Annotated in this window: 18 protein-coding genes; 11 read left to right on the forward strand and 7 right to left on the reverse strand. The window is 69.0% G+C overall.

Annotation, left to right across the window (positions count from 1 at the left end):
* On the reverse strand, positions 1–181 hold a 181-nt coding region (locus BM362_RS37200; protein ID WP_143132599.1), incomplete at its 3' end, for an iron-containing alcohol dehydrogenase.
* Between the two features lie 667 nt (positions 182–848).
* Here BM362_RS37200 and BM362_RS37205 point away from each other — a divergent pair.
* From BM362_RS37205 to BM362_RS37215, 4 genes are read left to right on the forward strand one after another with little or no spacing between them, the layout of a single operon-like run.
* On the forward strand, positions 849–1,382 hold the full coding sequence (locus tag BM362_RS37205; RefSeq protein WP_067581847.1) for an EF-hand domain-containing protein: 534 nt from the start codon (positions 849–851) through the stop codon (positions 1,380–1,382).
* Positions 1,383–2,459: an isocitrate/isopropylmalate family dehydrogenase gene (locus BM362_RS47895; RefSeq protein WP_167545580.1), complete on the forward strand. Its 1,077-nt coding sequence runs from the start codon at positions 1,383–1,385 to the stop codon at positions 2,457–2,459. It begins immediately after the preceding gene.
* Positions 2,456–3,103: a cysteine hydrolase family protein gene (locus tag BM362_RS47900; RefSeq protein ID WP_167545581.1), complete on the forward strand. Its 648-nt coding sequence runs from the start codon at positions 2,456–2,458 to the stop codon at positions 3,101–3,103. Before BM362_RS47895 ends, BM362_RS47900 begins: the two co-directional genes overlap by 4 nt.
* Positions 3,052–3,945 (forward strand): SAM-dependent methyltransferase, encoded by an 894-nt coding sequence (locus BM362_RS37215; RefSeq protein ID WP_232791656.1) that lies wholly within the window; start codon positions 3,052–3,054, stop codon positions 3,943–3,945. The genes BM362_RS47900 and BM362_RS37215 overlap by 52 nt, the downstream gene beginning before the upstream one ends.
* Before the next feature lie 1,380 nt (positions 3,946–5,325).
* On the opposite strand, the gene BM362_RS37220 is transcribed toward BM362_RS37215, so the two are convergent.
* Together BM362_RS37220 and BM362_RS37225 are read right to left on the reverse strand one after the other, a co-directional pair.
* Entirely contained in the window at positions 5,326–7,272 is a 1,947-nt protein-coding gene (locus tag BM362_RS37220; protein ID WP_093576346.1) for a YhgE/Pip family protein, read from the reverse strand.
* Positions 7,269–7,949, reverse strand: coding sequence for an ATP-binding cassette domain-containing protein (locus BM362_RS37225; RefSeq protein ID WP_067582349.1), 681 nt, complete (start codon positions 7,947–7,949; stop codon positions 7,269–7,271). The genes BM362_RS37220 and BM362_RS37225 overlap by 4 nt, the downstream gene beginning before the upstream one ends.
* Positions 7,950–8,427: 478 nt before the next feature.
* On the opposite strand from BM362_RS37225, the gene BM362_RS47905 reads away from it, so the two are divergent.
* On the forward strand, positions 8,428–8,583 hold the full coding sequence (locus BM362_RS47905; RefSeq protein ID WP_167545582.1) for a hypothetical protein: 156 nt from the start codon (positions 8,428–8,430) through the stop codon (positions 8,581–8,583).
* 259 nt (positions 8,584–8,842) lie between these two features.
* Here BM362_RS47905 and BM362_RS37230 read toward each other — a convergent pair whose 3' ends face one another.
* A complete protein-coding gene (locus BM362_RS37230) occupies positions 8,843–9,436 on the reverse strand; it encodes a TetR/AcrR family transcriptional regulator (protein WP_093576347.1) in 594 nt (197 codons plus the stop codon).
* Positions 9,437–9,629: 193 nt separating this feature from the next.
* Here BM362_RS37230 and BM362_RS37235 point away from each other — a divergent pair, with 193 nt between their 5' ends.
* The 6 genes from BM362_RS37235 (at position 9,630) to BM362_RS47910 (ending at position 15,301) form a co-directional block, all read left to right on the forward strand.
* Positions 9,630–10,001, forward strand: a complete 372-nt coding sequence (locus tag BM362_RS37235) for a hypothetical protein (protein WP_143132600.1) — start codon at positions 9,630–9,632, stop codon at positions 9,999–10,001.
* On the forward strand, positions 9,988–10,371 hold the full coding sequence (locus BM362_RS37240; RefSeq protein WP_067581869.1) for a nuclear transport factor 2 family protein: 384 nt from the start codon (positions 9,988–9,990) through the stop codon (positions 10,369–10,371). The genes BM362_RS37235 and BM362_RS37240 overlap by 14 nt, the downstream gene beginning before the upstream one ends.
* Positions 10,372–10,447: 76 nt before the next feature.
* Complete coding sequence (locus tag BM362_RS37245) at positions 10,448–11,428, forward strand: alpha/beta hydrolase (RefSeq protein ID WP_093576349.1); 981 nt, start codon at positions 10,448–10,450, stop codon at positions 11,426–11,428.
* Between the two features lie 43 nt (positions 11,429–11,471).
* On the forward strand, positions 11,472–13,133 hold the full coding sequence (locus BM362_RS37250) for an ABC transporter ATP-binding protein (RefSeq protein ID WP_232791657.1): 1,662 nt from the start codon (positions 11,472–11,474) through the stop codon (positions 13,131–13,133).
* A complete protein-coding gene (locus tag BM362_RS37255; protein ID WP_093576351.1) occupies positions 13,133–14,845 on the forward strand; it encodes an ABC transporter ATP-binding protein in 1,713 nt (570 codons plus the stop codon). The genes BM362_RS37250 and BM362_RS37255 overlap by 1 nt, the downstream gene beginning before the upstream one ends.
* Positions 14,846–15,151: 306 nt before the next feature.
* Complete coding sequence (locus BM362_RS47910; RefSeq protein ID WP_167545583.1) at positions 15,152–15,301, forward strand: hypothetical protein; 150 nt, start codon at positions 15,152–15,154, stop codon at positions 15,299–15,301.
* A gap of 58 nt (positions 15,302–15,359) precedes the next feature.
* On the opposite strand, the gene BM362_RS37260 is transcribed toward BM362_RS47910, so the two are convergent.
* The 3 genes from BM362_RS37260 to BM362_RS37270 are packed head-to-tail and all read right to left on the reverse strand — an operon-like array spanning position 15,360 to position 18,800.
* Positions 15,360–17,522, reverse strand: a complete 2,163-nt coding sequence (locus BM362_RS37260) for a N,N-dimethylformamidase beta subunit family domain-containing protein (protein WP_093576352.1) — start codon at positions 17,520–17,522, stop codon at positions 15,360–15,362.
* A 20-nt stretch (positions 17,523–17,542) separates the two neighbouring features.
* On the reverse strand, positions 17,543–18,298 hold the full coding sequence (locus BM362_RS37265) for an SDR family NAD(P)-dependent oxidoreductase (RefSeq protein WP_255366132.1): 756 nt from the start codon (positions 18,296–18,298) through the stop codon (positions 17,543–17,545).
* A gap of 4 nt (positions 18,299–18,302) precedes the next feature.
* Complete coding sequence (locus BM362_RS37270; RefSeq protein ID WP_093576353.1) at positions 18,303–18,800, reverse strand: flavin reductase family protein; 498 nt, start codon at positions 18,798–18,800, stop codon at positions 18,303–18,305.
* Positions 18,801–18,890 lie beyond the last annotated feature (90 nt).

Genomic DNA, 18,890 nt, shown 5'->3' on the forward strand with positions numbered 1-18,890 from the left:
CGCGGCTGTCAACCGCACTGGAGCCGCCGCCGGTCGTGACGTAGCGGTCCGCCCCGGCGTCGCGCACCGCCGCCACGTCCTCGAACGGCGCGTGCGGCGTAACAGCCAGCAGCCCTGATTTCGCCGTGGTGACCGGCGAACACACCGAACCGCTGGCGCTCCACGGGGAGATGACGGTCATCGGTACCCGAGGGGCCGGGTCTGATCGGGGTTCCGGGGATGCCCGCAATGCGCGGCGGCGCGACGATCAAGGTCCGGCAGACTTTCAGCCCGTCCTGACCGGACGTTCAACGGGGCGGCTGAACCGCGGCGCGGTGCGGCGACTGATCCGCAAGCGCGAGCGTGTTGACGACGTCGTGTGAGCGCGCTGGGCATTCGCCGCCTTCCAGGCAGGCCGGACCCGCCGTTCCCCCTCGGGCAACACCACCGGTTCGATCTTCGGGCTCGGCGCCAGCAAATCCCGCCGCCACGGCGAACCTGCGACTCGGGACACTGGTTGCGCGGCGAGACGAGTACGCCCCATCGGCAACGAGGACCGCCCGTGCGGCACGGGGTGCCTGGCGCGCCGGTGCGAGTCCGCGGCTGCCGCCGTCCTGGATCGTCCTCGGCCGCGTGATCGTCGACGGGCGCCCGGCTCGCCCGTTGCCACGGTCAGTGCCGGCAGCGACGGCTCCGACCCCCGGACGTGCACATCGTTCCCCGTTCGTCGCAAGGCTCGTCCCGCGCCGACGCTGTTTCGGAATCGGCGCGGAAACGCGAATTCCACTTTGGGTTGACGGCGATTCCGGCGGGCCCGGTTTTGCGGCAGACTTCATCTGCGACCGCAGTTCGACGGAAAGGTTTCCTCGATGGACGTAACGGCCGAAGACCGCATAAAAACCATTTTTTCGCTGTTCGACGTTGACCGGAACGGATATCTCGAAGAGCAGGACTTCACGACGATGGCCGCCAGCGTGGTGCGGGCGGCCCGCGGCTCCGGCGACGCCGCGAAACGGGCGTTGGAGGAAGCCTTCGGGCGGTACTGGGCAACGCTGGAACGCGAACTGGACGCGAACCGCGACGGCCGGGTGAGCTACGAGGAGTTCTCGGCCTGCGTGCTGTCGCCGGAGCGGTTCGGCGATACCGTCACCGACTTCGCGGAATCCCTTTCCGCACTGGGGGATCCCGACGGCGACGGGAAGATCGAACGGCCGGTGTTCATCGACCTGATGACGGCCATCGGGTTCGACCGGCCCAACATCGAGGCGCTCTTCGACGCGTTCGCGCCGGACGGCGACGACCGGATCCGCGTCGAAGTCTGGGCCGAGGGGATCAAGGACTACTACAGCCCGGGCAAGACCGGCATCGCGGGCGACCGCCTGGTCGCGAACGCGGCCGGCTGAATGGGAACGCACCGCGCGCGGCCGGCCGTCGGACTGGCGGTCGGCCGTGGGACCGGCCCGGAACTCGCCGACGTCTTCACGACCGCCCTGACCACGATCGGCCGGTTGTTCTCGACCGAAATCGACATCAGGCGCTCGCCGCGCACCTACCATTCCTATTTCTCCCTCAAGGCGCAAGGCGGCACCGAGGAGATCCGCCGCCTCACCCACGCCGACGCCGACCACTACGAGCAGTTCTGCCGCGTCCAGGCGCGGGCCGGTGTCACGGCGGTCTTCCGCACGGCGATGAACGCCCAGTCGCTGTATCTGGTCCGCCAACGGCTGCGGGCGGTCAAGGTCGACCCGGTCACGCCGTCGCTGCTGATGGTCCGCGACGAAGCCCAGGGCTTCTACACCGGCGAGAACCGCCACGGCCCCGCGACGGTCACCCGCACGACCGTGTTCAGCCGCGAGATCACCGGAAAGGTGGTCGAGTTCGCGCTGCGCCGGGCACGGGAGCAGTGGCCGGGCACCGGGCCGGACCGGATCGTGCTGGCGTACAAGTTCCACCTGCTCGACGGCGCGTTCGGGGCCTGGGTCGCGGAGATCGCGCAGCGCCTTGGGGTCCAGGTCGAGCTGTGCCAGCCGGACACCGTGAACCGGAACCTGATCGAGCACGGCCTCACCGGGCGGACGCTGCTCGTGGCGGGCAACGAATGGGGCGACGTCATGCACGTCGTGCTGCTCGACCGGTTCGGCGGCGCCCGTCAGGAGGACCGCTGCAGCGAGAACGTTCACTTGCACCCGGAGGTCGCCGGGCTGGTCGAGTACCAGACCGTGCACGGTTCGGCCGACGACCTGGCGGGCACGGGCCGGGTCAACCCGACCGCGACGCTGCGTGCCTCGGCGGCGGTCGCGCAGCGGCACGCGGGCTGCCCGGGCGCGGTCGCGGCACTCGATCGGGCCTTGCGCGCGGTCCGGGACCGGGGCGTGGGCACACCGGACACCGGCGGCGCGCACTCGACGGAAGAGGTCGTCGCGGCGGTCCTGGCGGAACTGCGCCCGGCCGACGACCGCGCCCCGGTGGGCGGGTCGTGAGGACAGCGCTGGTCGCGGTGGATCTGCAAAACGACTTCTGCACCGGTCCGGTCGCGGCGGCCCGGCCCGGCGGCCCGGCGGCCCTCGCCCGGGTCGTGGCGAACACCGCGCGGGCGGTCGGCCTCGCGCGCGAAGCCGGGGTCGAGGTCGTCTTCGTGCGGTTCGCCGGGGACCTCGCGTTCCAGCGGCCGAGCTGGCGCCGTCGCGACCGGCTCCTGGGCAAGCGGCCGAAGTGCCTGTCCGGCACGTGGGGTGCGGAGTTCCACGGGGTCGCGCCCGCGGACGGCGAGCGGGTGTTCACCAAGCGCGCCTGCTTCGACGCGTTCCTCGCCCACGGCTTCGGCGGATACCTGCGCCGCCGGCGGATCGGGCACCTCGTCTTCGCGGGCGTCTACGCCGACGTGTGCGTGGACTCGACCGCCAGGACCGCGTTCCAGAAGGGGTTCCACGTCACGGTGCTGACCGACTGCACGACCGCGCTGCACCGGAGCGACGACGAAACGGTGCGGTTCATGAAGGTCGTTTACGGCGCCCGGACCGCCACCCACGACCAGCCGGCGTCGTGGGCGCACTTCGCCGGCGAGGAGGACGAGTGGACATCCCGGCCCGAGGCGTCGAAAGCGGAGTCGGCCGGACGGCGCTGATGGTCGCCGCGGCCCGGGCGATCGAGGCCACCCGGCCGGACTCACTGGTGCACGACGGGTTCGCGCGGCACTTCGTCCACGCCGCGGCCCCTTCGGGGACATGGCCGGTGTGCTGGGCCGACGTCGCCGGCGGAGAGACGAACCCGCTGTGGGGCAGGCTGGGCCGGTACTTCGGCCTGCGCACCCGGGTGCTCGACGACTTCCTGCTCGCCGCCGCCCGCGCCGGCGCCGGGCAGATCGTGCTGCTGGGCGCCGGCCTGGACACGCGGGCGTTCCGGCTCGGCTGGCCGCCCGGCTGCCGGATCTTCGAGCTGGACCGGCCGGAGGTGCTGGCGTTCAAGCGGGACACCCTCGACGGCATCGCGGCGGCGCCGGCGGCGGCCCGGGTGCCGGTGGCGGTGGACCTGTGCGAGGACTGGGCCGGACCGCTGTGCCAGGCAGGGTTCGCCCCAGACCGCCCGGCCGGATGGCTGGCCGAGGGACTGTTCCTCTATCTGCCCGCGAACGCCGAACGCCAGCTCGTCGAGACGGTCGGCCGGCTGGCCGCACCGGGCAGTGCGTGCGCGTTCGAGGCCAAGTTCTGGCACGAGACGGCGGCAGTCCGGTCCGGGCCGGTCTACCGCTCGGCCCGGGAACAGATCGGGGTGGACCTCACCGCGCTGTTCGACGCGGAACCCCGCCCGGACTCCGCGGCCGCGTTCCGGGCGCTGGGCTGGTCGACGTCGGTGCGCACGCCGTTCGAGTTCTCCGCGCGGCTCGGCGCGGGCCTGGCCCCGGTGCCCGGTGACGCGCTGGCGAGCAACCGATGGGTCTTCGCCGCGAAGGAGGTGAACCAGCCCTGAAGCATGGGCCCGCCGGCTGCTCGGCCGCCGGTCGTTGAGGTCCTGCTGCGGGCGGAGCTGGTCGTCGGGCCGGACAAGCGGTGGTACCGCGGATCGAGGCGGTGCGAATCGAGCACCGGCGGTTGATTCTGACGGCGAACTGGCGGATTCACGACGTCTGCCCGCTGCTGGCGACCGCGACCAGCGAACACGTCGGCACGCCCTGCCGCACCGGGTCCCGGACTCCTGAATATTCGAAGCCGGCCGGAACCATACGTGCAGCGAGGCCCACGCCCAAACCGTGCGTTCAGCCGGACCCCCGTGGGGCGCTATCTGCGTTGCCGTCATTCTGCGGGGCAGGCGGCAATGACTGAGGAGCCGGCAAATGAAACGTCGATCGTCGATGAAACGACGGCAGAACTACGCATGCGACGCCGATCCGATCGACACGACTCACCATTCAGCGAACTCGCGTGGCGGTGCTTCGTCCGCGGAGCCGCCACGGCGGCCGGGGGTGCTGTGATCAGCCCGTCGCTGTTCTGGGCCGGGAACCGCGGCCCCTCGGCTCGTGCTCCCGCTGGTGTTGTTGATCCTGGTGCCGTGACCTGGCGCTGTTGTCGACGAGTTTCTTGATGCTGACCTGGGCGAGGCGGACGTTGACGAGGATCTCGTCGGCGGCGGCCCGGGCGAAAAGCTTCGGGGTCGCTGTTCCCGGCAGTGCGGCGGTCGCGGATCCGGGCGATGAGCATCTTGGCCGGGAAGAAGGCGCCGGGACGGATCGACTGGCGGGCGATGGTCCTGAAGCACGCCTCGGTCTGGCTGATCCACGACGGTCCGATGGGGTGAGGCGGATGCACCTGCCGGTTGTTCTCCAGCCCGGCAACGGCGTCCGGCGTGGGTTGTCCAGAACCGCGCGGATCTGCCCGCCCGCGCGCGGCGCCGCGGATCGCTTCGGGAATGCCGGGAATTCGGCCCCGTCGCGGGCCGGTTGTACTCGTCGGCACCCAAGTCGGTGGGCGAGAATGGCTGAGTGCGATCCAGGGGCGGGGCTGCCTGGGCCTAGGCGTGGTCACCCGACGTACCTCGCCTGCGGTGGCTGAAGCGGTGACGCTCGCCGTCACAATGTCGAGACGAATGCGCCGTGCGCGGCGGACGCGCCCGGGGCCACGATGCCTCGGCCGACTTCGAGCGAATGCCCGACAGCCTGCCACCGGGATAGCGGGCCGCGACTCGGAACAGACTTCGATGGCCGGCTCGCAACGGGCCGGATGACGGGTGAAGACAACGGAACGAAGCCAAAACGCTCGCGCCGAAGTGAACGAGCTGCTGTGCGAGGCAGGCGAAACGCACGGGCCCGAAGGGCCGCGCGCGTTTGCGTCCGAATCGGCGCGGGATTCCGTGTCAGAGCTCGACTTCGGGGTGCAGCCGGGCGACGGTCCACCTTCGTTGCCGGTTGACGGCGAAGCTGGTGCACGCGAGCGCCACGACCGCGAAGCCCGCCAGGACCGCGAAGTCCCGGACGAGATGTGTGCTCAGGCCGCCGGACACGGTGACGCGCAGGCCGTCGACGAGGTAGGTCATCGGCAGCAAAGGATTGAGCAATTGGAAGAACCCCGGGGTCGTCGGCATCGGGTACAGGCCGCCGGACGAGGTCAGCTGCAGGATGAGCAGGACGAGGGACAGCACGTCTCCGGGGGCGCCGAGCGCGGTGCGCAGGCAGTGGTCGATCGCCACGAACGAGGCTGCGCCGACGAGCAGCAGGAGAACGGTCAGCAGCGGGTGAACCGGATCGAGCCCGAGCCCGAAGTCCACGACGGCGTACAGGACCAGTGCCCCGGCGCAGCCGAGCACCGCGCCGGGAAGCCAGCCGGCCACCGCGACGGTGGCAGCCGATACCCGGGAGGCGAGCGCGCGTTTGTTGAGCGGACGCAGCAGCAGATAGGCGAAGAGACCGAACACCCACAGCGCGATTCCGAAGAAGAAGGGCGCGAAACCACGTCCGTACACGCCTGCGGGGTTGAGGTTGTGCCGGTCGACGTGCACCGGGTTGCCGAGCACCTCGGCCGCGTGGGCGATCTGGGCGGGGTTGGTCTGCGGAATCCGCTTGAGGCTGTCGTCGACCACCCCGGAGAGGTCGGCCGCACCGCTGTGCGCCTGGCCGGCGGCAGTCTGCGCGGTGGTCGCGCCTTTGTTCAGCGTGGTCATCCCGGCAGTGAGCGTGCGGGTGCCAGCGCTGATGTCGTGCGCGCCGTCGTCGAGCAGCGTGGTGGATCCGCTGAGCGCGGTGATGTTCTGCTGTGCGGTGCCGACGTTCGCCTGCAGGGCCTGTGCCTGCTGGAACGCTTGTTGGGCGGTGTGGTCGGCCGCCGCGGTGTCCCCGTCCACTCGCGCGGCCGCGTCGGTGAGCTGGTGCGCGTCCGCGAGTGCGCGCTGGTAGGCCGGGTCGCCGCGCAGCTGGGGGAAGGTGTCGGCGAGCTGCGTGAGATCGGCGGTGCCGCGCTGGGTGTACTGGCTGATCTGCGAGGTGCCGGTGTGCGCGGTGGCGAGGCCCCTCGCCGTGCCGCTGGTGATCCCGCTCAGGGTGGCCGCGGCGGCAGGCAGCTGGTCGGACACGACCTGGCCGAGCTTCCGCGCCTGGCCGCCGAGCGTGTGCACGGCCTGGGAGACACGGTCCGCGCCACCGGAGATCTGCGCGGTGCCCTGGCGCAGCGTGCCGGTGCCCGAGACGAGGGCGGTGGCCGCCTGCTGCCCGACCGCGGTGGCGTCGACCAGTCTGTGCGCGCCGTCCGAAGCGGTGGTGAGCTTGTCCCGGACCTCGGACAGCTCGCCGTAAATGCTGCGGACGTACGCCGCGTGGGCGGCGGCGTTGATCTGGTCCTGCAGCTCCGGCTGCACCACCTCGGTCATGATGCCGACCACGTAGTTGTTGGCGTCGTTGAGCTGGATCCCGATCGCCGCCTGCTCGGGCCGGGTGTTCGCGGCCGTGGCGAGCTTGCCGCTGAAGTCCGGCGGGACGGTGATCGTGAAGTAGTAGCGGCCGTCGGTCAGCCCGGCACGGGCTTCGCCGCTGTCGACGAAGTGCCAGTCGAACGTGCCTGCCGCCTTGAGCTGCTGGACGAGCTGGGTTCCGGCGTCGATCGGCTCGCCCTGGGGGCCTTGCGCGGGCCGGTCCTCGTTGACGACCGCGACCGGGATGCTGCTCAGCTTGCCGTACGGGTCCCAGTTCGCCCACAGGTACATCGCCCCGTAGAGCAGCGGAACCAGGCACAGCACCACCGGGACGAGGCGGCGCAGCGGGCTCCCGCGGAACCGCCGGAGTTCGAGGACCGCGAGCCGTACCGCCTTCATCGGGCTTCCTCCTGTGCCGGGTCGCCGGGCAGCCGGTCGGTGCTGAGCGCCGGCAGTTCGAACGGGACGGTGTCCAGCTCCGCGGGCGCGGGACGGGCGGAGCCGGTGAGCAGGGTGACGCCGGTCTTGGCGACTTGCCGGGCAGCCGCCCAGACCTCGCGGCGCTGGCCGGGGGTGCAGTCGCGGTCGAGGTCGTCGAGCACGATCGCGCCCGGGCGTTCGGCGAGGGACAGCGCCAGCGCCAGCCGCGCCGAACCGGCGGTCCCGAGCTCCTCCGCCGTCAGCGTCCCCGGGACGTCGAGGCCGACCGCGTCCAGCGCGGCGCGCACGGCGGCGGTCGTCACGCCGGGAGCCAGCCAGGTGCGTTCGGCGATCAGCTCGCCGACCCGCAACCGGGGCTCCAGCGCGAGCGCCGGCCCCGCCGCGGCCACCGCCACCGTCCGCCGGACCTCCCGATGGTCGTCGGGCAGGACGTGCGCGCCCACCCGCACCGCGCCGGAGGCGAGCCGCATCCGGCCCGCGAGGGCCAGCAGCAGGCAGGTCCGACCGGTCCCGGCCGCCCCGTGCACGACCAGGATCGCGCCCGCGGGCACGTCCAGATCGACGTTCTCGAACACCGGCCCCCTCGGTCCGCGCACCCCGAGGCCTCGCGCGGCGATCCGCACACCTGACTGCATGATCGGACGGTAACCGCGCGAGACCGGTCGGCGCACGACGAGGCGCGTCGCCAGCCTCGTCGCCGCGACGAGAACCAGCCGCCGCACCACCGGAATCCGTCTCGGCCATCACCGCGCACAAGCACGCCTGACGAGTGCGGCGGGCCGGACGAACAGGTAGTTCTACGCCGCCGCGTGCGTCGCGACACTGCCGACACGGTGGCCCAGGCAGCGATCACGCGGTCAGCACAACCACATCGGCGCGGCCGGTTGGCACCTGCGCCGGGCAGCTTTTGGACCGTGCGCTGTTCCGCGTCACTCGGCCCGGTGCTGGACGGCATTGTAGTGAGGGGCGCCGGATCAGGACGCGGCCGCGAGTTTGCGGCCGGGACAAGGTCTGCTCGTCGGCGATGGTTGTCCGTGCGGGAAGGGCAGGCCCGGGTGCCGGGCGGCTCCCGACGGTCGCCCTTGCCGGTGCCGGTTTAGCGGGGGAGCGACAGTGGGACTGGCTGCGGTTTTTGTTGCCGAAGACGCGCGGGGAGCTGGCTTGTCGATTGCCGGCTTTCGCGGTGCGGGCGCGAGCGGTTCGGCAATAGCTATTCGACGTGCCGATGACGGCTGCGGCACGTTCGGATTATTATTGATCATTCAATGATATTGTCGTCGATCGAGATAATGCGATTGATGGGGAAACAGCGTCTTCGGAACACGATCGCCGCACCGCCGACATGAGCGACTGCGCGGCCAGCCCGGCGCGTCTGTGCCCGCAGCAAATGTTCCAGGCGCTGGGCAGGGAGCTGGCGTGATCGGTTGACTTCTGGCGAGACGGGGAGTTCGGTGCCTTCTCTCCGGTCTGGGGCTGGTTCGGTGGCCTCGCGCGGTGAGCGCCGGAGCTGATAGCGGGTGGCCCGGCCCTACTTCTGGGAGAGCTCGCGCAGAGGACGCAGCCCTTCCTCGACGTACCAGGCGATGGGCCGGGCGCGGTCGTCCAGGTACCACTGTTCGAGGCAGGCGAAGTAGCCGAAGGCGAGGGAGTTCGCGACCACTCGCGCCTGGGTCGGGCTGAGCGCGGCCGAAGAGGCGAGTATGGGCACGATGAGCTGGCTTGCCCGGTCAAGCGAGGCTTGTGCGGCTAAGCGCACCGACGGTTCGGTGAAGAAGTATCGAATTCGCCGCCACGGGATGTCCGCTGACGGGTTGACGCTGTCTCCCGCTGAAGTTCGAGGAGCTTCATAGGCGACAACGGCCTCGATCAAGCTGCCTACCGGGTCCCGGCCGTCCAGGACGGTTTCGATCGTCTCCTGCCCCCAGGTGTCGAACTCGTCGGCGACGATGAGCCCTTCCTTGGTGCCGAAGTACCGGTAGATCGAAGAGGGGGACACTCCCGCTGCTTCGGCGACGTCCTCGATCTTCACGGGCGCGAATCCCCGTTCGTCGAACAGATCCAGTGCACGTTCCTGGATCGTGCGCATCGCCGCCAAACGCCAGCTCTCCCGAAGTCCAGCCATGCGGGAACGCTAACACCGCGGTCACCGCGCAGCAAGTCACTTTCATGCAGGTGTTGACTCTCCGCTTCCAAGGCGCATAGAGTCACTATCTATGAGACAGTCACTTTCAGAACAGCTCGGGGGTGAAGGCACCCGGAAGCGTCGGGTTCGCCGTTTGCCCGCAGCCGTGCTCTGGACCGGTACCGCTGCCTCCGTGCTTGCGCTTTTCGCCACGATCATCGACCAGGCCGGCAACCAAAGCTTGTACGGATACACTGAAGCCGCGTACGCGTCGCATGGGGTGACGCCGGATCCGGGGCTGGTCTACGCGATTCTGTATGCAGTCGCCGTCACGATCATCGTGCTCTGGGGACTGATGTTCCTGTCGTCGAGGGCGCGGGGATGGTGGGCGCCAGTTCTGTCGGCGGTTCCGGCCGTCGTCACCGGTACGATCGCGCTTCTGCTGTTGACTGCCACCGAGTACGGCGAGCGCGTCTTCTCTCCGGTGTGGGGGATCCTGGTTCTCCTTCCGGCGGTTCTGGGAGTCATCGCGACGATTTCGCTGGTGCGTGATGCGCGCCGCTGAGAAACGCGCGCTGATCGATCGATATGTGCGCGCGTACAACGAGTTCGACATCAACGGGATGCTCTCCACGCTGACACCGGACATCCGCTTCGAGAATCACTCTGACCGGCAACTGACCGTCGGCAGCGACGGCGTCGAGGCGTTCCGGCAGCTCGCCGAACAGTCCGCAGCGCTCTTCGCCGAGCGCGAACAACGGGTTCTCTCCATCGGCCTCCATCCGGCGGGAGCAACCGCGCAGGTCGCTTACCGCGGGGTTCCAGCGGCACCGGTGCCGGGCGACGATCGGAGCGGCAAGGTGATCGAACTCAAGGGGACGACCGAGTTCTCGTTCGAGAACGGAAAGATCGCAAAGATCGTCGATCGAAGCTAGCGCGCCATGCGCCGGAAAGCCAAGGACCGTTTCCTGCAGCCGGAAGCGAAAACTTCCCCGCACACGAAGAAGGAAAATGACCAAAGACACAGATCGGCCCTCGCTGCGAATCCGGCTCTACGCGGCCCTCGGAAAAGAGCCCGAGTGGTCACGGATAACGGCCGAAGAACTGCACACCCTGCGGCTCAGAGTGAACCGTAAGCGTGCGTCGCCCCTGGCCCGCATCATCACCGGCCGCATGGATCCGCACGCAACGGCCGAGTGGCGTGAAATGGCCTTGCCCGGGCGCACGCTCCCGGTACGCGTGTATCGCCCCTTCCCGGACCGCCACGACACCGCTGGCGCGCTTCCGCTCGTGTTGCACGTGCATGGAGGCGGTTTCGTCGGCACTGCCGCGCAAAGCGATTGGATCAACAGTCATCTCGCGGCCCGCCTTCCGGCCGTCGTCATGTCCGTTGACCACCGGCTCCTGGCACCGGGCACACCGCTCGCCGATGCGGTCGATGACGGTTGGGAAGCACTTGAGCATGTCTGCCGAGCACCCGAAGAGTGGGGAGTCGACCCCGGACGGGCCGCAGTGTTCGGCGAAAGCGCGGGAGGGCTGATCGCGGCGCTCGTCGCGATCCGGGCGCGCGACGCTGGCCTGTCCCTGCGCGCGCAGGTATTGGCCAATCCTTGTGTGGATGTCGCCTCCAGCATGAATGACTTGCCGTCCTACCGCCGCTACGCCGAGAACCCCACGCTGACGACTGGCCAGATGGAGATGTTCCTGCGCCTCGCGCTGCCCCCGGGAACGGACGCATCGGCCCTGTCCCCTCTGCGTGCGGAGGATGCAAGCGGGCTCCCGTCCGCCCTTGTTGTCGTGCCCACCCACGATCCGATCTCTGACCAGGGGCGGCGCTACGCCGCACGTCTGCGGGAGAGCGGTTCTCCCGTCCAGGTGTCGGAATACCCGGGGGCCACTCACGCCTTTCTCAGCATGCCCAACCTCGTCCCCCAGGCGAAGGCGGCCCGCCCGGAGATCACTGCCTTCTTGGAACAGCGTCTGAACACCTGAGCGGCACCTCCGCGCACGTGAACGGGACGAAGGAAAACTGATCGTGCAGACCAAGGAACTTCTGAAGCCCTACCGGAGCCGGTTCGCGGCAATCATCGCGTTCTACGTCGCCGGGTCCGTCGCGGGCCTCGCACCGCTGCTGGCTGTCGCGGAGATCGGCAGGGTCCTCCTCTCCGCTGGGGCGACTGATCACCGGCATGCCTGGACGGCGGTGCTGCTCGGCGCTCTGGGACTCGTCGTCGGAGTCGTGCTCACTGCCGTGGCGGCCGCGCTCGGGCATGTGCTCGACGGGGAGGTGCAGCTGAGCTTCCGCAGGCAACTCGCCGCGAAGCTGAGCCGCGTACCTCTGAGCTGGTTCTCCGGACGCCGAACCGGCGACCTTGCGAAAGCCGTGGGCGAAGACGTGAGCACGGTGCATCCGTTCATCGCCCACGCGCCCGGAGAACTCGTCTCCGCCTTCGTCGTCCCCCTCGTCGCGCTCTCCTACCTCTTTAGCATCGATGGGAGATTGACACTCATCACCCTGGTACCCGTCGTGCTGGCGGTCGGGTTGGTGCCGTTGATGATGACGCCTCCCCGGTTGCGTGAGCAACAGGAGTTCGACGAAGCAATGGGCGACATCACCAGCGCGGTCATCGAGTTCGTCGAGGGGATCGCTGTGGTGAAGAGCTTCGGCGGGTCCGGGCGTGCTCATCACCGCTTCCGCACTGCCGCCGACGGGTTCGTGACGGTCTTCACCCGATGGGTGCGGGGCATCTCCAGCACGGCCGCGGCCATGCAGTTCGTTCTCTCACCGGCATTCGTGCTGCTGGTCGTCTTGATCGGCGGCTCGGCCATGGTCAGCACGGGAAGCATGGCGGCCGTCGATGTGCTGCCCTTCCTCCTTCTGGGCATGGGGCTGACCGCGCCCGTCGCCGCTCTCGGCCACGGGTTCGACGAGCTGCAGGCTGCTCGACGCGCTGTGGCGCGGATCGCGGAGGTGCTCTCGACACCGTCGATGACCGAGCCGGAGCACCCCGGTGCACCTGCCGGTCACCGGGTCGAGTTCCGCGGCGTTCACGCGGGATACGGTGACCATCGGGTGCTGAAAGGGATCGATCTGGTACTCGAACCCGGGACGACCACCGCGCTGACGGGCCCTTCCGGCAGCGGCAAGTCCACGCTAGTGCAGTTGCTGCCGAGGTTCTCTGATCCGACAGCGGGTGCGGTCCTGCTGGGCGGAGTCGACCTGCGGAACCTGAGCAGCAGCGAGCTCCACCGCCACATCTCCTTCGTGTTCCAGGACGTACGCGTCCTCCGCGCAACGATCGCGGAGAACATCTCGCTGGCCGTTCCGCACGCAGAGCAGGACGCCATCGTGCGGGCCGCCGAGCAGGCGAATATCCACCGACGGATTCTTGAGCTGCCCCGCGGGTATGAATCCGTGATCGGCGAGGACGTGGTGCTGTCCGGCGGGGAGAAGCAGCGAGTCTCGCTGGCTCGTGCGCTGCTCGCCGACACACCCGTGCTGGTACTCGACGAAGCGACCTCTTTCGCCGACCCGCAGACAGAACGCGCGGTGCGCCAGATGCTGGCCGCCCAGGCAAAGACGATCCTGATGATCGCGCACCGCCCCGAATCCGTTGCCGAAGCCGACACCGTACTGGTGCTCGAGCACGGACGCATCGGAGAAGCACGGCATCGGCCGGCTCGACAGGAGAACTGATGATCCGCCTACTGCTCCGTGTTCTGGGACAGAAATACGCGCGTCCGTTACGTCGCACAGTCGCGCTGATGGTCGCCGCGGCGGTCATCGAGGGCGTCTCCTACGCGCTGCTCGTCCCCACCTTCCGCGCTGTGTTCAGCCCGGCTCCCGAGACGGCCTGGCCCTGGATCATCGCCTTCGCTGTCGCCATCGCCGCCTACGGCGTCGTCCGCTACATCAGTGACCTCATGGGCTTCCGGGTTGGCGCAGCACTCCTGCGAGGCACCTACCATCGCCTCGGCGATCACCTGGCGGCGCTGCCGACGGGGTGGTTCTCCGCCTCGCGAATCGGCGATGTTTCCGTCTTGGCGGGACGAGGGGTCCTGCAAGCGATGAGCGCCATCGCACATCTGCTCGGCCCCCTCATCTCAGCGACCGTGACACCGGCGACCATCGCCATCGTCATCTTCTGCATCGACTGGCGCGTCGGACTTGCGACGTTCGCGGTGGCGCCGGCGATCATCGCCCTCCGTTTCCGGACAGAGAAGTCGACGACCTCCGCCGATACGGATCGCATGACCCGAGAACAAGAAGCAACCGGACGGGTCGTCGAATTCCTTCACGCCCAACCGGTTCTGCGGGCCGGCAGCCGAAACGCGGAACGCTTCGAGCTCTTGGACCGATCACTGCGCGAACTCGAAATCTCCGCACGCCGCGCGACGATCGCCACCCTGCCTGGCGCACTAGGGCTGACTGCCGTCGTGCAGGCGGCATTCACTGCGCTCCTGGCGCTCGCTGCCTACCTTGCCGTGGGCGGACAGCTGCGGGCGCCGGACGCGCTCGCCATCCTGCTCCTGGCCACCTTGAGCACCAATCCGCTACTGTCCTTGAACGAGATCCGCGGGAAGATCCGTGGCGCGCGCACGGTACTCGTCGGCATCGACGATGTCCTCCGAACCGAGCCCCTGCCGGTTGCCGTCCAACCCGAGACTCCCGCGCAGCACAGCCTGGAACTCGAAGCGGTAACGCTGCGAGCCGGTGACCGCACGGTGATCGACGACGTCTCACTGATCGCGCGGAGCGGACAGCGGCTTGCTCTGATCGGACCATCGGGTGCGGGCAAGAGCACGATCCTGAAACTCCTCGCCCGATTCTCCGACGTTGACTCCGGTGCCGTGCGCGTCGGAGGGGTCGACGTGAGAAACATCGACCCCGCGACCCTGATGGCACAATTCTCGATCGTCTTCCAAGACGTCTACCTATTTGCCGGAACAATCGAACAGAACATCCGCCTCGGACGACCAGGCGCGACAGACGCGGAGGTGCGAGCTGCTGCTGCCGCCGCGCAGTTGGACGATGTCATCAGCCGTCTCCCCGAGGGCTGGGCGACTGAAGTCGGAGAAGGAGGTGCGCGCCTCTCCGGAGGTGAACGGCAACGGGTGTCCATCGCACGCGCTTTACTGAAGAATGCGCCGATTGTCCTGCTCGACGAGGTGACATCCGCCCTGGACCCGGTGAATGATGCCGCCGTGCACGCAGGTATTGATCGGCTGTGCGAAGGGCGTACCGTCGTCATGGTCGCGCACAGAATGCGCTCCGTTCGAGGTGCAGATCGCATCGTGTTCATTGACAACGGCCGAGTTCTCGAACAAGGAACTCATGCGGAACTTCTGCACTTGAACGGTCGCTATGCCGAGTACTGGAAGCTCTCGGATCCGAGCGGCGTTGCCTGACGGGCACAAGAAGGCCGCACGAGCCGCTTGCCCATGAATGGACCAGGATCCGACGCGTCAAAAATGCGCGAGACCGGTCGTGCGAGCTGGGTGAGAACGGTATTCCGCACACCGCCGAAATCGTGTGCGGACACCTGCCGCGTCAGCAGGTCGGCCCTTTCGTATCGTTGCACAAGCGAGGCGAAGCGGCAGGGCGGACACTGTGACGCGCCGCCGATCATCTCGGTCGCTTGCCTTGGCGGGTAACGCTTCGACCAGTTCGGCCTGTTCGGACGATCCGGCTGTCGGCCGCGCTGGTCGGACAGGATGACCGCGGGGTGCGGCGACTCTCAGCAGATCGACGGCATCCTCGGCGAGGAAGTCGAGTATGTCGAAGCCAGCGACCCGAACGTGGTCGCGAGCCGCTGGTCTCGGGCGGTGTTCGGGAACCGGCACTCGATCCGCTCGCACACCTGATCCACCTGCACCGTCACCACAATGATCTATCGCACGCCGCCCGAGTGCCGGTGTGGTGTCAGCCGGACCTCCTGGCCACGAAGGCGCGCACGATGTTCTCCGTCATCCGCGACACGCCGTTGTCGGTTTTGTTGTGCAGCAAGGCACCGGACCACGCAATGGACCCGGTCGAGAAGACCTCGCCCCCGCCGGGCGTCCGGAAGTAGACGATGTCCGCGTGCACCTCCGGGTCCTGTTCGCCCCCGCCGTGCTCGGGGAGGTTCATCGGGATCTCTTCGATGGCGCGCTGGTAGAAGTTGGAGTGGCCCCGTGACGACGCCAGGATCACCGCCTGCGGCGGGGTGCCGAGCGCCCGGTCCACGCGGTCGATCTCGTCTCCGGCCGCGCCGCCCATCACCTCGCCGTAAGCTCCGATCGGGTCCTCGTCGACGCCTTCGAAGACCCACGCCCACTCCGGATCGGCAGCGGCTTCGGACCGAGAGTACGGTTCCGAACGTCCCCAGCCCTGCGCCGCGAACCCGACTCCGCACAACGCCTGCGGCGGACGGCCGCGATGCCGCCAAAGCCCGCCCGGGCGGCCAGTCGAGGTCAACGTCACTTCGCCCGGCAGCGATTCCCAGCAGCGGATCCCGGCCTGCCCCCGCCGGATTTCGACGACGAGCGGCTCGGCACTGGCGACCCCGGTCACCCAGTACCAGCCATTCCCGCCGAGGTACAGCAGCCCGCCGCCGTTGTCCCGGTAGGCGGTGAGGGCGTCGAGCATTTCCTCGGAGGTGTACTCCGGGTGCGAGCCGGAGAGCACGGCGGCGTATGGCGCGAGATATTCCGCGCCACGGCTGTGGATCTCGTAGTCGGTGACCACATCGGCCTCGATTCCGCGCCGCGCGAGCCACTCGATCAGATACATGTCCGAGGAGAACGAACGCCCTGCGTCGACCAGCCACATGCGGTAGCCGCGGCGCATGTTCACGATCTGGCGCCGCGCCGAGGACGTGGTCACGCCACTGCCATCGGGATGCGTGTCGTACATCGACAGCCCGAACGACGAATCACCGACGTGCGCCTGGTCCACGGCTTCGACAGTCACGTCCTGGTCCGTCATCGCACCGGCGTCGAGGCCGGTGAAGAGCGCTTCGTTGGCGTAGGCCAGATATGTGAAGGTCGGCAGCACGACGAGCACTTTGTTCCGCGCGTCGTCTGGACGAGGGACCACGATGAACGGCACCGTGTCCGAGCCCGCTTCGTTGCGGACCACAACGCCGTACACGCCGCTGGCCAGTTCGTCCGGTAGCGGGGCGGAAAGCACGGTCTCCCAGCCGGCATCGAAGAGATCCGTGGAATGGAAGTGCACGGCCGCGTATTCCGCTGGCGCATCGGGGAAAGCCAAGTGCCGGCCGGTGAACAGCCGGCCCGTCACTCCGCGCGTGGGACCGTTGACGAGGACGCCGTCCGGCTGCCCGCCGGCGACGGCCGTGGCAACCGACGGATCGGCGCCGCGACGGTAGGAAAGATCCCACCCGGCGACCAGCGGGAGGTCGCCGATCCGGATCTCGCCACGCGCGATCGCCGCGACCTCCGCCCGGGTGAGCACCGAGGCCGTCACGAACGGATCCTCGATCTTGCCGGTGAAGTGGTCGTCGGCGAGACCGTGCGCGCCACTGGCGACCGCCCCCACGGCGATCGGGCCGGTGAGCTGAACGCCGGCCGGCCGGCGCGGCGCCGTCTCATGCCCGGCCACGCCGCGCAGGCTGTCGACCGGGACGACGGTGATCGCCGCGTCCTCTCCCAGACTCGCCACCACCAGGTGCCACTCGTGATCCGCCAGGCGAGGGCCGATCACCGGCCCGAGGGCCGGCCTGCCGTCCAGGACTCGCAGCGCGATCCCGCCGGGGAGCGCCACGAGGGTTTGCGTCCGAGCCGCCGCGAAGTCACCCGACCAGACAAAGGCGCCGAAGGAAACCGTGGGCGACTGGTCCGGCGCGGCAGCGCTCGGCTCGCCGACGAGGTAGGAGCCGACCCGCGTCTCCTGCACCGACGCGTCGTAGGTCCCGGCGTTGATCCACGGAATCGCGGAGTCGAGCGACGTGTCGTCCGCGGCGGCATTGACCAGCCGGACCAGGCTGATGTCCACTGGCCCTTCGGCGCTGACCTGCACCTGGATCACCTGACCCCGCTCGTAGCTCAAGGAATCGGTGTACGCGCGGACGGGGAGAGGGGGCATGAGAAGGCTCCTTCGGGTGTTCAGGCCGGACGGCCGGCCAGATAGCCGCCGTCGACCGCGAGATTCACGCCGTGCACGTAGTCGGCCAGCGGCGAGCAGAGGAACAGCACCGCGTTCGCGATCTGCTCCGGAGTCGCCCACGCCTTGGCCGGGATCGCCGCGGTGATCCCGGCCTTGGTCGCGGAGTCGTAGATCGCGGTCATCTCGGTGTCGGTGAACCCGGGCAGCACGGAATTGACGTTGATGCCCTCGGCGGCGTAGTCGAGTGCCAGCTGCCTGGTCAGATTCACCACCATGCCTTTGGCCGCGCAGTACGCCGCGAAGCCGGGGTTGCCGACCTGCCCCGAGACGGAGCCGACGAGGACGATCTTCCCGCCTCGCCCGCTCGCCCGGATCTGCCGGAGCGATTCGCGGGCCGAGAAGAACATGCCGTCGACGTTCGTGGCCATGTGCCGCCGCCAGAGTTCGTCGTCGGTGTCCAAGGCCGATCCGGGCGCGAGCACGCCGGCGCTGTGCACGGCGAGGTCGAGTCCGCCGGTACCGGCGATGTCCGCGAACACCTCGGCGGTCTCCGCGCTGTCGGTGATGTCGAAGCGCCGGTGGGTGATGCGTGCGGCCGATTCCGGCGAGCATCCCGGGTCCGGCGCGACCGCCCGCCTGGACAGCGTGACCACCCGCGCCCCGGCCTCGGCGAGGAGGCCGGCGGCCGCGCGGCCGATGCCCGAAGTGCCGCCCACGACAACAGCGGTCTTTCCGCGAAGATCGATCGGGAGCACGGTGTCACGCCCCGGAAACGGTGGCGAAGGTGCTGCGGTGGAAGACCAGCGGCGAAGCCTGCGACTGCTGCCCGATCGCGCTGATCCTGAGGACAGCGAGACAGTGGTCTCCTGCGGGGAACTCGTCGGTCAGTTCGGCCTCGAACCACGCGGAAGCTCCCTCGAACAGCAGGGCGCCCGAGTCAAGCCGGGTCACCGGAGTGCCGGCGATCCGCGAACGGGCCTCGCCCGTGGAGAGCCGGCGCGCGAGGCCCGCCTGACAGTGGCTCAGGATCGAGCCGCCGAGCCGCGGCGCGCGTTTCAGCAGCGGCCAGGTCGCCGATTCCCGGCGGATCGAGGCGACCAGCAGCGGCGGCTCGATCGACACCGTGGTGAACGAGCAGATCGTCATCACCGCGGATTCGCCGTGCGATTCCGCGGCCAGCGCGAGCACGCCCGCGGGCACCTGGCCGAAAAACGTCCGCACTTGCGTCCCGCCGAACGGGCCGGTGGCCAAGTCCATGTATCACTCCGATCACCGGGATTGCGATCGCTTCAGTGTGCGGCGGCGTCAGCGCCGGGAGATCAGTGCAACTACGGACCCGGATGCGGA

This window comes from Amycolatopsis rubida, from assembly GCF_900115345.1.
In the GTDB taxonomy this organism is placed as follows: domain Bacteria; phylum Actinomycetota; class Actinomycetes; order Mycobacteriales; family Pseudonocardiaceae; genus Amycolatopsis; species Amycolatopsis rubida.